Source organism: Verrucosispora sp. WMMA2044, from assembly GCF_027497155.1.
GTDB lineage: Bacteria > Actinomycetota > Actinomycetes > Mycobacteriales > Micromonosporaceae > Micromonospora > Micromonospora palythoicola.
Window position 1 is genome coordinate 5,701,459 of the sequence record NZ_CP114913.1, and the last position, 13,318, is coordinate 5,714,776.

The 13,318-nt window shown below is 69.8% G+C and carries 13 protein-coding genes; 9 read left to right on the forward strand and 4 right to left on the reverse strand.

Annotated elements, in window-relative coordinates:
• The first annotated feature begins 24 nt into the window (after positions 1 to 24).
• Complete coding sequence (locus tag O3597_RS25955) at positions 25 to 618, forward strand: class IV adenylate cyclase (protein ID WP_281602673.1); 594 nt, start codon at positions 25 to 27, stop codon at positions 616 to 618.
• Here O3597_RS25955 and O3597_RS25960 read toward each other — a convergent pair.
• The 3 genes from O3597_RS25960 to O3597_RS25970 are packed head-to-tail and all read right to left on the reverse strand — an operon-like array spanning position 615 to position 3,144.
• On the reverse strand, positions 615 to 1,415 hold the full coding sequence (locus O3597_RS25960; RefSeq protein ID WP_281602674.1) for an endonuclease/exonuclease/phosphatase family protein: 801 nt from the start codon (positions 1,413 to 1,415) through the stop codon (positions 615 to 617). The genes O3597_RS25955 and O3597_RS25960 overlap by 4 nt on opposite strands.
• A 13-nt stretch (positions 1,416 to 1,428) precedes the next feature.
• Positions 1,429 to 2,034, reverse strand: a complete 606-nt coding sequence (gene tmk / locus O3597_RS25965) for a dTMP kinase (protein WP_281602675.1) — start codon at positions 2,032 to 2,034, stop codon at positions 1,429 to 1,431.
• Positions 2,035 to 2,040: 6 nt separating this feature from the next.
• On the reverse strand, positions 2,041 to 3,144 hold the full coding sequence (locus tag O3597_RS25970) for a radical SAM protein (protein WP_281602676.1): 1,104 nt from the start codon (positions 3,142 to 3,144) through the stop codon (positions 2,041 to 2,043).
• A gap of 714 nt (positions 3,145 to 3,858) precedes the next feature.
• On the opposite strand from O3597_RS25970, the gene O3597_RS25975 reads away from it, so the two are divergent.
• The 7 genes from O3597_RS25975 (at position 3,859) to O3597_RS26005 (ending at position 10,742) form a co-directional block, all read left to right on the forward strand.
• Positions 3,859 to 4,164, forward strand: a complete 306-nt coding sequence (locus tag O3597_RS25975) for a hypothetical protein (protein ID WP_281602677.1) — start codon at positions 3,859 to 3,861, stop codon at positions 4,162 to 4,164.
• The gene (locus tag O3597_RS25980) at positions 4,161 to 5,615 is read left to right on the forward strand and encodes an APC family permease (protein ID WP_281602678.1); all 1,455 of its coding nucleotides are present in this window, start codon (positions 4,161 to 4,163) and stop codon (positions 5,613 to 5,615) included. The genes O3597_RS25975 and O3597_RS25980 overlap by 4 nt, the downstream gene beginning before the upstream one ends.
• A 263-nt stretch (positions 5,616 to 5,878) precedes the next feature.
• Positions 5,879 to 6,655, forward strand: coding sequence for a hypothetical protein (locus tag O3597_RS25985; RefSeq protein WP_281602679.1), 777 nt, complete (start codon positions 5,879 to 5,881; stop codon positions 6,653 to 6,655).
• Positions 6,652 to 7,845, forward strand: a complete 1,194-nt coding sequence (locus O3597_RS25990; protein ID WP_281602680.1) for a histidine decarboxylase — start codon at positions 6,652 to 6,654, stop codon at positions 7,843 to 7,845. The genes O3597_RS25985 and O3597_RS25990 overlap by 4 nt, the downstream gene beginning before the upstream one ends.
• Positions 7,846 to 7,876: 31 nt before the next feature.
• A complete protein-coding gene (locus tag O3597_RS25995) occupies positions 7,877 to 8,998 on the forward strand; it encodes a class II histone deacetylase (RefSeq protein ID WP_281602681.1) in 1,122 nt (373 codons plus the stop codon).
• Between the two features lie 68 nt (positions 8,999 to 9,066).
• The gene (locus tag O3597_RS26000) at positions 9,067 to 9,828 is read left to right on the forward strand and encodes a class I SAM-dependent methyltransferase (RefSeq protein ID WP_281602682.1); all 762 of its coding nucleotides are present in this window, start codon (positions 9,067 to 9,069) and stop codon (positions 9,826 to 9,828) included.
• Positions 9,829 to 9,842: 14 nt separating this feature from the next.
• Positions 9,843 to 10,742: a hypothetical protein gene (locus O3597_RS26005; RefSeq protein WP_281602683.1), complete on the forward strand. Its 900-nt coding sequence runs from the start codon at positions 9,843 to 9,845 to the stop codon at positions 10,740 to 10,742.
• 929 nt (positions 10,743 to 11,671) lie between these two features.
• Here O3597_RS26005 and O3597_RS26010 read toward each other — a convergent pair.
• On the reverse strand, positions 11,672 to 12,487 hold the full coding sequence (locus tag O3597_RS26010; RefSeq protein ID WP_281602684.1) for a helix-turn-helix transcriptional regulator: 816 nt from the start codon (positions 12,485 to 12,487) through the stop codon (positions 11,672 to 11,674).
• Positions 12,488 to 12,886: 399 nt separating this feature from the next.
• On the opposite strand from O3597_RS26010, the gene O3597_RS26015 reads away from it, so the two are divergent.
• Positions 12,887 to 13,111, forward strand: a complete 225-nt coding sequence (locus O3597_RS26015) for a DUF397 domain-containing protein (RefSeq protein ID WP_281602685.1) — start codon at positions 12,887 to 12,889, stop codon at positions 13,109 to 13,111.
• Positions 13,112 to 13,318 lie beyond the last annotated feature (207 nt).

The following is a 13,318-nucleotide window of genomic DNA, read 5'->3' on the forward strand; positions in this document are numbered from 1 at the left end:
TGTCACGCCGTAGGCTGCCACGACGTGACGCCCTTCGACGCATCCGCAGCGGCGGACTCGACCGTGATGGCCGTTTGCGAGGTGGAGGTCAAGTACCGCGTCGCTGACCTTCCCGCTCTGGAGACGGCTCTGGCCGCGCGTGGGGCGGTGCTGTCGACGCCGGTCGTTCAGGACGATCAGGCTTATGCGCGGGTCGGATGGGAGTACGGGCAGTCCAAAATCGGTATGCCGTTCGCGCGGCTGCGCACGCAGCGGGGGCGGCATCTGTTGACGGTGAAGACTCCGGTGGCCAACGAGCAGTCGTGTGTGGAGCACGAGACGGAGGTGGCCGACCGGGATCAGATGCACGCGGCGATCCAGCAGTTGGGTTTCTACCCGACGGTGCGGATCCGTAAGACCCGCCGCACCGCCGAGCTCGGCCGGATGTCGTTGTGTCTGGATGAGGTGGACGGTATCGGCTCGTTCCTGGAGATCGAGCGGATCGTCGCGGTTGGTGAGGCGGGCGAGGAGGTTCAGGCGGATCTGCACCGGTTCGCGGTTGCCTTGGAGGTGCCGTTGGAGCGGACCAGCGACACCTACGACTCGTTGATCCGGGCGGCGCAGACGGCCAGGGTTTAGAACAGTGTGGCCGGCGCGACCCCCGACGACACCATCATGCTGGTGGTGTCGACGGGCAGGTCCAGGTCGACGGTGACGGCGGCGTGGTCGGTGAGACCCTGTTCGCGCGGCTCCTGCAGGTAGCCGCCGCCTCGGATCGTGTCGTGTAGCGCGGCGCCGATGTGCCAGTAGTCGAAGCGGTAGCCGTTGCCGGCCCGCCCGAACCAGCTGTGCTGCTGGACGCCGGGGGCGAGGTGGGTGTGTGCGTCGGTGAGTCCGGCGGCGGTGAGCGCGTCGAACAGGGCGTACTCGAACGGCCGCCACACCCCGGGGTAGGGCGGCTGGTGGTCGCGGGGGATGACGTTGTAGTCCCCGCCGAGCACCAGATGGGCCCGCTCGTCGGCCGTCATCCGGTCGAGGGCGTCGGTGAGGGATGCCAGGAACGCCCGTTTGCGTTCGACCTTGGCGGGGGCGCGGTCGCTGGAGGGCACGTAGACGCCGAGGACCGTGACGGCCGGTGCGGTGTCGATGGTGGCGGCGACGGCCCGTCCGGGGACGCTGAGTCCGGCGGTGAGATCCGGGCGGGCGGTGACCGGAATCCGGCTGATTATCGCCGCGCCCCGGTCGCCGGGCAGGGGTGGGTGGTGCACGTGGCAGCCGGCGCGGTGGAACTGGTCGAGTAGGTAGGCGGTGCCGTCGCCGGTGCTGGTTTCGGTCAGCAGCAGGATCTGCTCGGGCCGGTCGGCGAGCCACCGCAGTAGCCCGTCGGCGCGTCGCCGGGAGGTGGCCTGGATGTTCAGCGTCAGGATCGACAACACAGGGGCGAGCCTGTCAGGCCGCGGGGCGGTGGGCGAGGAGCGGGTCCAGCGTGTCGAGGATCGCGGAGGTGACCTGGTCGGGGTTCCGGCCGCGGCAGTCGATGGTGGTTTGGTGCCATGACTGGCGGTGCAGGAACGCGAACGCCTGGTCGTAGAGCTGCAGTTCCCGCTCGGGTGTGCCGGTGGCCTCCAGGCGGGTCAGCTGCCGGCGGGCGGTGAGGCGGGCGCCGATGGTGTGCGGGTCGTCGACCAGGTAGAAGCAGACGGCGGGTTGTAGCACGTACCGGTTGTAGCTCCAGATCTCCCGCAGGTCGACCGCGTCGACGCGCTGCAGGACCAGGGAGGACTGCACATACCTGTCGCTGATGACGATGTGGCCGGCGTCGAGCGCGGGGATGATCTCGTCCTCGACGTGCAGGGTGCGGTCGGCCGCGATCGCGAGGGCGAGGGCCCGGCCGTGGATGACGTCCTCGGCCTGGCGGAGCAGCTCCCCGAGCCGGGTCCGGGTGGGCTCGGATGTCAGGTGCACGAGGTGGCCGCGGTGGCGCAGCCGTTCGGCCAGCAGGCCCGCGATGGTGGTTTTCCCGACGCCGTTGGGTCCCTCGATCACGATGAACATGACCGGTCACCGCCGAGTCGTCGGGATGGGCAGCAGGGGGAACCGGATCGCGTCGGGTGGGCACTGCTCGGCGTCCGGCGCGCCGATGCGCTGCCCGGCGGCGACCACCGCCGCGGGGCAGCCCTTGCCGCAGGAGCTGTTCAACGCGCACGCGCCGCAGGTCGGGTCGGCGCCGACCTGGTAGCGGTCGTGGAACCGGTACGCGTCGAGGACGTCGGCGATCTCGCCGTCGAAGATGTTGCCGACGAGGAATTCGCGGTCGGTGTGCCGTGACTGCGGTGTCCGGGCGGCGAAGACCAGATAGGGACACACGGCGGTGTCACCGTTGGCGAACACGTAGATCAGGGTGCCGGCGTCGCAGCCGGACAACGGCCGCTCGTCGTTGGGGAACCGGATCGGCACCAGCTCGACCCGATCGGCCAGCGGCGCGGTCGCTGCCGTGATCGCCCGCATCGTCTGCTCCGGTGCGGCGAGCCGGCCATGGGACTTGATTCCTCGGCCGAAGCTCGACAGCGGGTTCATCAGCACGTACTCCGCGCCCAGGTCGGCGGCGAACGCGCACAGCTGCGTGAACTCCTCCGGGCGGGTCAGCACGTTGGGTGTCGACAGGATCCCGTGCAGCAGCCCGGCGTCGGCGAACCTGCGGGTCGTGTCGACGGTGACCGCGAAGGAGTCCCGGTTTCCCCGGAACCGGCCGTGCGAGGCAGGACGGAACCCGTCGAAGCTGACATTGACCCGCACGGTGCCCAACTCGGCGAGCGCGGCGATTTGCGTGTCGCTGGTCTGGGTGGCGTTCGTGCAGATCTTCACGGGCAGGTCCATCCGCGCTGCCGCGGCGCACATCTGCACCAGGTGCGGATGCGCGAACGGTTCCCCGCCGGTCATCGTCAGCCGGGTCACCCGGGCCCGCCGCAGCCGAGGCAGGACCACCTCGACCATGTCCTGAAGCGCGATGTCGGCTCCGGTGTCGGTGGAGGAGACGAAGCAGTGCGCGCAGTGCAGGTTGCACCGCTCGGTGATCTGCACCAGCGCCTTGCGCTCACCGTCGTCGACGGAGGTGCGGAAGTAGCAGGAACTGGCGTGGGTGTCGACGACCAGACGTTTCCTCATGACCCCTCCCAGCGTCCGCGGGCCGCAGACGTTTGCGCCGCCTGGCCTTGCCCGTGTGGGACTCCTCGTTCAGGAGACGGCTCGTCTGCTCGTGTCGACCACCCTCGACACCGAAATCCGACACGCCCGGCAACCCGGTCATACCTGTGGTAGGGCACCTGCGCTGCCGCGAGCCGAGACGGGACGGAAGGTCTCACGGCGCGATGCGATCCGCCGGGGGAGGGGCTGCCGTCGGCGCTACCGGCACCGGGCCGGCGTGGATGTCGAATCTTCGCGTCGACAGTGGTCGACACCGCACCGTCTGGCCATAACTGATCCCACGACATCGACCGCTGCGGCATCCGCACAACCCCGGTACGGCAGGTGACCCGACACCCGCCCGAGCCGGTCGCCGGGGTCGCAGCCCGGTGAGGCGAGCGGACGCTCGCGTCACCCGCTCGTGGGGAGGCACAGGTGCGAATCCCGTCTGACCCGTCCGCCTACCGGACGAACCCGGCCGCCGCCGGGTTCCGGCGGCGTGGGACGCGGACTCGCCCGCTGCGGTGTCCGCGCCGCCACCCCGAGCGCCCCGGGTCTCACCCGACGGCGGCAACCGTCGGCCCACTCGTGAGACCCGGGGCAGCACCCCGCCCCCTGTCACACCGTCTCGACGACGAAGGAGCATCCCTCGTGTCATGCGTTCGGACCCGTCACCGCCCGTCACGCCGATCGACAATGCGCACCCGGCTGGCGGCGACACGAGCCCCCACACCTGCCAGCCCGTCGGTCGAGGACGGGTGGGGTTACGCGATCCGGCGGGCGTGGCGCAACGGCAGCCACGACCTGTTCGGGTTCACCACCGACCGGCACCAGGCCGACCGGGCCCTGGCCCGCGACCACCGCTTCTGGCGTAGCGGTCCGGTGCGGCCGGCGGCGGTGTACGTGGTGGCGACCCCGGCCTGCGCCGTGATCGCCCATCCGGTCGACGGTTGCCGCAGCTCGTCGTGCCCGGACTCGCTCGGGCGGGGTGAGGTGCGGTGACGGCGGGCGTGCAGGTGGCGCTGGAACGTAAAACGGTGACGCCGTTCGGGTTGTGGGTCTTCGGATCGCAGGCGTCGGCGCCGCTGGTGGTGCTGGTCGGCGGTATCCCGGCGATCTACGCGACCACCGGGGTGAGCGCGCTGCCCCTGACCTATGTGCTGGTCGCCGCGGCAGTGGGCGTGCTGGCGGTCGGGTACACGGCGATGGCGCGTCAGGTCGGGCACCCGGCGGCCTACTACGGCATCCTCGCCCGCGGTCTCGGACCTGGCTGGGGGGTGGCCGGCGGCATGGTCGCGCTGGTGGCCTACAACGCGATCCAGATCAGCCTCTACGGGCTGCTCGGCGCGACCCTCGCCGCCCAGGTCGGCGGGGCGTGGTGGGTGTGGGCGGGCATCGCCCTGGCGGCGGTCGCGATGTTCGGGCGGTGGCCGATCCACCGGTCGACCCGGGTCCTGACCGCCGTCCTGGTGGTGTCGTTGCTGATCGTCGCCCTGTTCGTGCTGGCCGGGGTGGGTCAGGCCGCGGCCGGTGGCCTGTCCTGGGAGGGCTTCGACGCCTCCGGGTTGGCGGTCGGGGGCATCGGCGGGGCGGTGGCGTTCTGCGTGGCCTCGCTGATGGGCATCGACGCCCCCGGCTCGTTCGTCGAAGAGGCCGTCGACCGGCGTGCGGTCAGCCGGGCCACCGTGGTCGGGGCGCTCGTGCTCGGCGGGGTGTACGCCGCGGCGGCATGGGCGATGGGTGTAGCGGTCGGCCCGCACACCGTGGCCGACCGGGCCGCCGCGGACGCCGATCTGCCGCTGACGATCCTGGGCTGGTTCGGAACCTGGCCGGTGGCCGTGGCCGGGGTGACGCTGCTGCTCGGGATCGCCACCGCGACACTCAGCTTCCACAACGTGATCGCCCGGTACGTGTTCGCCATGGCCCGCGAGGGCGTGCTGCCGGCCAGACTCGCCGGAGCCGAGGATGGCAGGCGGGTCAGCGCGCCGCGCGGCGGCTCACTGACCCAGACCGGCATCGCCGCGGTGGTGGTCGCCGGGTTCGCCGCCGCCGGCGCCGACCCGCTCACGCAGATGTTCACCTGGCTGTCCACGGTGGGAGCGATGGGCCTGCTGAGCCTGCTGCTGGCCGCGTCGCTGGCCACCCTGATCGCGCCCCTGCCTGGCCGCGGTGAGCGGGCCAGCGTGTGGCAGTGGCGCCTCGCACCCGTCCTGGGTCTGATCGCCGGGACGGTGCTGCTGGGCCTGATGGTCCTCAACGCGGGCAGCCTGCTCGGCGCCGCACCCGGGTCCCTGGTCCCGCTGCTGCTGCCCCTGATCATCGTCGCCGCCGCAGTGATCGGCGGGGTGTGGGCCGAGCATCTGCGGCTGTTCCGGCCGCAGGTCCACGCCGGTATCGGCCGTGGCACGCCGCCGCCGAACGCGGTGCCCGACGCCATCACCATCTCGATCTGACGAGGACCGCGATGATGACTCACGCGCAACGACCTGCCGGCCACCACGCTGGCCGCGTCGACCCGCTGCATCCCGGCTGGCACCCGCAGCACGGCCAGGTACCCGCCGACCATCAACCTCCCGACGCGTACGGCTCACCGCGTCACTATGGGCCTGCGTCCGGCTACGGTCCGTCGCCCGCGCCGGGCTACGCAACGCCGTCCCGCTACGGACCCGCCGCCTACCCGTCGGAGCCTGCGCCCGAACCGCCCCCGCCCCCACCTGTGCCGCCGGCACCGGCCGGGCAGCTCGGCATCGAGGCAGCGGGGCGTGACGAGCGGTGGTGGGCGGATCTCCGTCAGCAGGTGGTGTACCGGTGCACACGTCTCAACGCCGGGCACCTGCACGCCGCCGACGAGCGGTACGGCACCCGCGAGGCCCTCGGCCCGCACGCGGTGATGCTGTTCTTCACCTCCGACGCCCCGGCGGAGCCGCAGGGCTTCCGGCTGCACACCGCCGTCCGGCTGTTCCTGTCCGCACCCGAGTCGCAGCATCTCCCGACGCTGCTGACCGACCTGGCCGGCATCGCCCGCACCAACATCGCCTCTGCGGCGGCCGCCGGGCAGCCGTGGCATCCCCTGGGTCCGCAACGGTCGATGGTCAACGGCGGCGACATGACCCTTCCACCCGACGCGACCTACGCCGGCGCGGGGGTGAGCACGCTGGACTCCGCCGACGGCTCCTGGCATCAGCTCGCCCACGCCCTGCGCAGCCCGTCCGGCACCGCCTACAGCAGGTCGGCCTTCGACCTCAAGGGCCAGTGCTACGTGCTGCTGACCGACGACACCGCCATCAAGGTCGACCGCGACCCCCACGCCCGCCGCACCGGCGACGGCGTGCGCTCCAGCAAACCCCTCGACCCAGCCTGGAACCCGCTCTGGCACAACCCGAACGCCACCCTCACCCAGCAGGGCGACTCGACGATCCGCGAGGTGTGGCAACGTCTCGCCGCCCTGCACGACATCCTCCGGGCACACCTGGACCGGGGGCCGGCAGCGTGACCCTCGATCTGACCGCCGCCGCGGACCTCACCCGCGACGACATCGACGTCACCGCCGTACTCGACCACCTCATCCACACCGCCGACGCCGCCGCGGCGACGAGCATCGGCTACCCGGGCGCGGTCGACCTCGACCACACCCCGGTCATCACCCGCCTCGCCGCCCGGCTGTGGAACAACATCGGCGATCCCGCCGACACCGGCGGAGTGGCGCACACACGGGTGCTGGAACAAGCCGTGATCACCTGGGTCGCCGACCTGCTCGGCATGCCGGCCGACGACCGGTGGGGCTACGTCACCACCGGCGGCACCGAAGGCAACCTGTCCGCCCTGCACGCCGCCTACCGACGGTGGCCGACCGCCCGCATCTACTACTCCACCGCCGCCCACTACTCCATCCCCAAGATCGTGACCATGCTCGGCGCCTCCACCGTCGTCGTGCGGGCGCACCCGGACGGCGACATGGACTACGACGACCTCGCCGCGCAGATCCGCAAACGCCGGCGCTGGCCCGCGATCGTCGTCGCCACGGCCGGCACCACCATGACCGAAGCCATCGACGACACCACCCGCATCCACACGATCCTCACCGCCTACAGCATGGTGGGGCACCTGCACGTCGACGCCGCCCTGTCCGGCATCCCCCTCGCCCTCGACGGACAACTCCGCCTCGACGACCCCAGCGGCATCAGCAGCATCGCCATCAGCGGACACAAGTTCCTCGGCGTGCCCACACCCTGCGGAGTGGTCCTCATCCGCAACAGCGCCCGCACACCAGCCCGCCAGCCGATCGCCTACACCGCCAGCGTCGACACCACCATCACCGGCTCCCGCTGCGGCCTGGCCGCCGCCCTGCTCTGGCACGCCATCGCCGCACACGGCCGCGAAGGCCACCGCTGGCGCGCCAGCCACGCCCGCAGCATCGCCGCCTACGCCGTCGAGCAGATCCGCGCGACCGGCTGGACAGCCCGCCGCTGGCCCCACGCCTTCACCGTCGTCCTACCCACCCCACCCGAGCCGGTACGCGCCAAATGGCTGCTGGCCACCGACGGGCCCCTGAGCCACCTCATCTGCATGCCCGGCATCACCCGCGGCCAGATCGACGCCCTCACCGCCGACCTGGCCGCCGCCATCCAGGCACCGATCCCCCACCCCCGCACACCACACCCCACGTTCACCACCGCGCCCTGACCCTGGCACCCGTTCACGGAGGCGACACCCCATGCCCACCGGCTACGTCTTCCACCCGCACTACCTGTGGCACGACACCGGCACCAGCGACGGCCTCCTGCCCCCAGATCCGTCCGCGGGCATCCCACCCGGCACGCACATCGGCAACGCCGACACCACACGCCGTATCCACGACCTGATCCACGCCAGCGGCCTGCTCCGCGACCTCGTCGCCATCGAGCCCCGCGAGGCCACCATGACCGAACTCCTGCGCGTACACACCAGCGACCACGTACAGCACATCAAAGACCAGAGCGACCAGCGCGGGGGAGGAGACGCCGGCGACGGCTTCACACCCGTGGGCCGAGGCAGCTACCGCATCGCCCGACTCGCCGCCGGCGGCCTGACCGAACTCGTCACCCGCGTCGCCGAAGGCCAGGTCACCAACGGCTACGCCCTGACGCGGCCGCCGGGCCACCACGCCACCGCCGACCACGCAATGGGCTTCTGCCTGTTCAACACCATCGCCGTCGCCGCCCGCCACGCCCAGACCACACTTGGCCTGCCCCGCATCGCGATCGTCGATGTCGACGTCCACCACGGCAACGGCACCCAAGCCATCTTCTACGCCGACCCGACCGTCCTCACCATCTCCCTGCACCAGAACAACTGCTACCCACCCGACTCCGGCGGACTCCACGAGAACGGCGCCGGCCCGGGTGTCGGGTACGCCCTCAACGTGCCGCTACCGGCCGGCACCGGCCACGCCGGCTACCTCCACGCCATGCACCAGGTCGTCCTGCCCGCCCTCGACCGCTTCGCCCCCGACCTGATCCTGCTCGCGGCCGGCTTCGACGCCAACGTCTTCGACCCCCTCGCCCGACAGATGCTCACCGCCGACACCTACCGACAGATGACCCGCCTCCTCGTCGACGCCGCCGGGCGGCTCTGCCACGGCCGACTCGTCGCCACCCACGAAGGCGGATACACCCCCTGGTACGTGCCGCACTGCGCCCTCGCCTTCCTCGAAGAACTCGCCGGCACCACCACCCACCTGCCCGACCCGTACGCCGCCGTCGTCGCCGGCTACGCCGCCGAACCGCTCCTGCCCCACCAGCGCACACCCATCGACGCCGCCGCGCAACTCATCGACCGCATCAACCCCGCCACCTGACCCACGGCCAGGCGCGGCCGGCGCCGATGCCGCCGACGTCACCCACATCCAGCCTTGAAGAGGAACCGATGACGATCACGTCGCTGTCCGCCAACCCTGGGCCCGTGCACCTGTTGCTCGACCCGGTCATCCGCACGGACCTGGATCGGATCGACATCCGATCCCACCAGTCGGTGCTGGAGATCGGGGCCAGCCCCGGTGAGATCACCGCCCGACTGGCGCAGCTCGTCGGCCGCTACGGGTCGGTCACCGCCGTCGACCACGACACCAGCCACCTCACCCCGACCAGCGTCATCGACGTCCAGCAGCGCGACCTCGACCGAGACCTCCTGCCCGGTACGACGGACAGCTATGACCACATCGTCGCCCGCTGGCCGTACGGCTCCCTCCGCGACCCAGTCGACGTGCTCGAACAGATGATCGCCCGGCTACGGCCCGACGGCTGGCTCCTCCTAGCCGACATCATCCCCACCCCACCGCGGATCCACCGGACACCCGCGGACGACGACACGAGCCTGATCGACCACATGCTGCACCAGATCCACCACGCACTCACCGGCCCCGACGGCACGCCGACATGGACCAGCGACATCGCGACCCTGCTCGTGGACCACGGCATGGTGCAGCACTGCGTGCACACCACCACCGAAACCTGGACCGGCAACGGTCCCGGTTGCCGCCTCCTCGCCGACATCGCCGCACAGCTACATCCCACCCGGGTCGGCATCACCGACACCGACATCGACCGGTTCACCGCCCTCATGACCGACCCCCGTGTACTCCTGGCCTCCTACGAGCGGCGGGTCATCCATGCGAGTAAGAGCAAGTGAGGCGCGGCCGCTCCATGACGACCCCGACTCTCGCCGCCCGCCGCCTGCTCACCGCACTCCTCGGCGGCGGCGCCATCCTGCTGACCGCATGCCAGCCCGGCCATACCGCCGACCCGCGACCGAGCGCCACCGGCTCCCCAGCCACCACACCCTCGGCCAGCCCACCTACCCGGACAGCCACGAGCCCTGGACTGACTGCACAGCAGCGGCTGACGGTCCTCGCGGACAGCGTCAACAGCACACCCGCCGAGACCACCAGCGACCTGCCCTACACCTACCTGCACCTGCAAACCTGGGCCCGCGCGACCAACACGATCGTCCGCACCGACCTGCAACGCTGGCGGCACACCGCGGACAGCTCCGGCACAGAAATCACCCGCCGGGCCCCGGACGTGCCGGGCGTGGACCATCGCCCCACCCGCCAGGAACGGCGCCTGTTCGACCAGGCCACGCCGACCACCACCCACTACCCAGCCGGGGAACTGCACGCCTACCTACCCGGTGCCTTTCCCACCGACGCGCCAGCGTTGGCACAACTGCTGGCACCGCCCGAGCTGGCCGACGAGCCCGCCTACCCCAGACTGCTGGCCGGCGGTGTCGTCGGGCTGGCCACCAGCCATCACCTCGACCAGCAGCAGCGAGCGGCGACCCTGCACGTCCTCGCCACGATCCCCGGCATCACGTACCACGGCACGACGACCGACCTTGCCGGACGCACCGGACTGACGTTCCGGGTAGAGGCCGAAGGGTCAACCTCGACACTGATCATCGACCCCACCACAGGGCAGCTGCTCGCCGCGCACGAGACCGTCGCCGGGATCAAACCAGGACTGTTCTCCTACGTCCTCATCCTGGCCAGCGGCCACACCAGCGCCGACAACATCACACCCGCCACCACCGGGATGATCAGATGAAAAGCTGACCAGCCGGCGAACCTATTCGGAGGTGCCGGCGCAAGATCCGGTCCCCGCCGGCCAGCGGAAAGCCGTCCCGTCCTCGTCCGGACCGAACGTGTCGAGCAGACCGAACCGCACAGCGCGACGCGCCCACAGCAGCGCCGCAGCACGGACCTCGTACGGCCGTCGATAACCCGGTCGAAGAGGTCTGAGCTGCCGGACCGCAATACGTCGGTGGACACCCACCGGCAGCGCGTCGGGGTCAACCGGCGCGGCCGCGCTGTGGCCTCCCGACGTCGGCTGTCTCGTCGTGCGCTCTCAGGTCACCGATCATCTGCCGCCATCGTGACCTGATGCGACTGGCGTGGCGCCAGTGCCTGAACCGCGGCGGCTGACACGACACGCCGCCTCCGCGTGGCGCGCAAGCAGGACGACCACCATCCGCTAATCTGCCAATGGCAAGTTGCCATGGGCGGATCGGATTTTGCGTTCTGCAAGTCAAGTGGATCGCGCGAGGGTAAACGGAGGATCTCGATGATGGTTACCGGTGGCGGCGTGAGGACGGACCCACTGTCCGACATCGACACGTCGTCCATGCGGCTATCGCTGGCGGTGTCGCCGCCGAAGACCTGGACGGCCGGCCCGTGGCGGGCGGCCCTGATGGTCCGGAGCGAGACGATGAGCCGAGCGGTGATGGCCGCCGTTGCCTTGCCAGCGGGAGCAGCCCTGGGGGACATGCGCATAGCGGTCCTGGCAGGTGTGCTGCTGATCGTATTGGCGTACCCGACAGGGCGTGAGTCGGTGAGGGTCATCCTGCAGCCTGTGTACGGCCGGCGGCACTCCGATGACGTCGACGGAGGCAGGGGTGGACCGAGGGCGGTCAGGCCTGAGGCCGAGGTGATCCCTGTGCCCAGGCCCCGTCATGCGCGGGGCGGTGACCGGGATGGTCAGTGAGGCCGGTAGCGGTCGAGAATTTTTTGAGCAGTTTCGTCCTCGCCGGGGACGGCCTGGTCGTACAACGCGCGGAACGAGGCCTTGTAGCCGTCCACCATGTCGGCGTCCTCGACGAGGGCCACGTCGTCGGGCTGGTTGTCGAGGTAGACCACGTCGGGATCAAGGTCGGAGTCGAACTCGTGAAAAGAGAACGGACCAACGAAGCCGGCTTCGGCGGCGGTTTCTTGCTGGAGGACGACCAGGTCGAGGCGAGGTAGAAGCTTCACGATCTTGTCGATCTGATGTCGCATCACGTCGGGGCTGTGGACGGGCTTGAGCGCGCGCTCGTCCAACACGACACGCACTAAGCATTGCCGATCAGCCGTGAACACCCGAGCCTGCCGAGCCATACGTAGCCGAACCCTCGCCTCTGCAGCCTGACTGTCGTTGCGGTAATGCGGACCGGCGGTAACCACGAGCCGTGCGTAATCCTCGGTCTGCAGAAGCCCGGGGATCAGGAAAGGGTGGTACTGGCTGATCTGTGCGGCATCGTCCTCATAGCCCAGAAAGTCCATGTAGGAGGCCGACACGTAGTCCCGGTACTCCGCCGCCCAGTGACGTCGGCGCGCCAAACGCGCCAAGTCGATCATCTGATCGACCTCGTCAGGGTCGCTGACGCCGTAGAGGGACAGCAGCACCCGGAGATCGTTGACCGAGATGCTCACCGTGCCGCTCTCGATGCGTACGACCTTGGACAGCGACCATTCCATCTCGCTGCGGACGTCCTCAAGCGAGTAATTGCGACGAAGCCTCATGCTGCGCAGCGCCATACGCAGGCGCCTGCGATTAGTCGTCGGCCCCTGCCCGCCCGTCCTCACGTCCACGCCTTTCCGCCGATAATTGCAACAGGCAAAAGGAACGCGGAAACTTGCCTGGAGCAGTTTGCTTTCGCCTGTCCGGCTATGACTAGTGGCAATAAGCTAGCAGACCATCCCATCCAGCCCCGCGCGGGCCAATGGACCATGACATTCGTAGCCGAACCCGGCGCCGCCCTGCTACTTTGCTTACAAAGAGCAATCACCTGCAAGACGCAACGTGAGGGTGGTTGCTCGACTGGCGGGCATCCTCCACGCCGACGAGCTACGAAAACGACCAATGATTTCGTCCGATTCGCACAACCACCCATAACTACGACCCCCAGCACGAGTCAGAGAAATTCAGGAGGAAGAATGGAGAAGAACGAGTACTCGGCGCCCTTGTGGACACGACGCAGCTCCAAGTGCGCCAACGACCACTGCGTCACCGTCTCGCGCCATGACCGCGGTGTAGACATCTTCGACTCCACCGACCCCGGAACCGCACTGTCATTTCCCGACAGAACATGGAGGGCCTTCCTCCTTACTTTCGCGAACCCGCGATCTTCGCGAGATTCAGAGCCGACGCGACTCGCTTGATCGGCGTCCCCAAGCCCAGTTCTGTGTCAGCCCTGGGACTGTCGGCTAGTTGACACCACTGGCAGGGCGTCTCTCTGGGGCGCCCTGCTTCATTCGGTCTCTCCTTCACGTACCAACAGCAATACGTACGCGAGCCCACCGTTGCCCGGTCGCGATGGTCCCACCAACAGGACTTCTTGCCGCTAGACACTACGAAAGGCCGGCCCT

Coding starts and splice junctions, on each gene's coding strand:
- O3597_RS26015 (WP_281602685.1), top strand. CDS start 12,887: ATGGAGAAGAACGAGTACTCGGCGCCCTTGTGGACACGACGCAGCTCC.
- O3597_RS26005 (WP_281602683.1), top strand. CDS start 9,843: ATGACGACCCCGACTCTCGCCGCCCGCCGCCTGCTCACCGCACTCCTC.
- O3597_RS25975 (WP_281602677.1), top strand. CDS start 3,859: ATGCGCACCCGGCTGGCGGCGACACGAGCCCCCACACCTGCCAGCCCG.
- O3597_RS26010 (WP_281602684.1), bottom strand. CDS start 12,487: ATGGCGCTGCGCAGCATGAGGCTTCGTCGCAATTACTCGCTTGAGGAC.
- O3597_RS25970 (WP_281602676.1), bottom strand. CDS start 3,144: ATGAGGAAACGTCTGGTCGTCGACACCCACGCCAGTTCCTGCTACTTC.
- O3597_RS26000 (WP_281602682.1), top strand. CDS start 9,067: ATGACGATCACGTCGCTGTCCGCCAACCCTGGGCCCGTGCACCTGTTG.
- tmk (WP_281602675.1), bottom strand. CDS start 2,034: ATGTTCATCGTGATCGAGGGACCCAACGGCGTCGGGAAAACCACCATC.
- O3597_RS25995 (WP_281602681.1), top strand. CDS start 7,877: ATGCCCACCGGCTACGTCTTCCACCCGCACTACCTGTGGCACGACACC.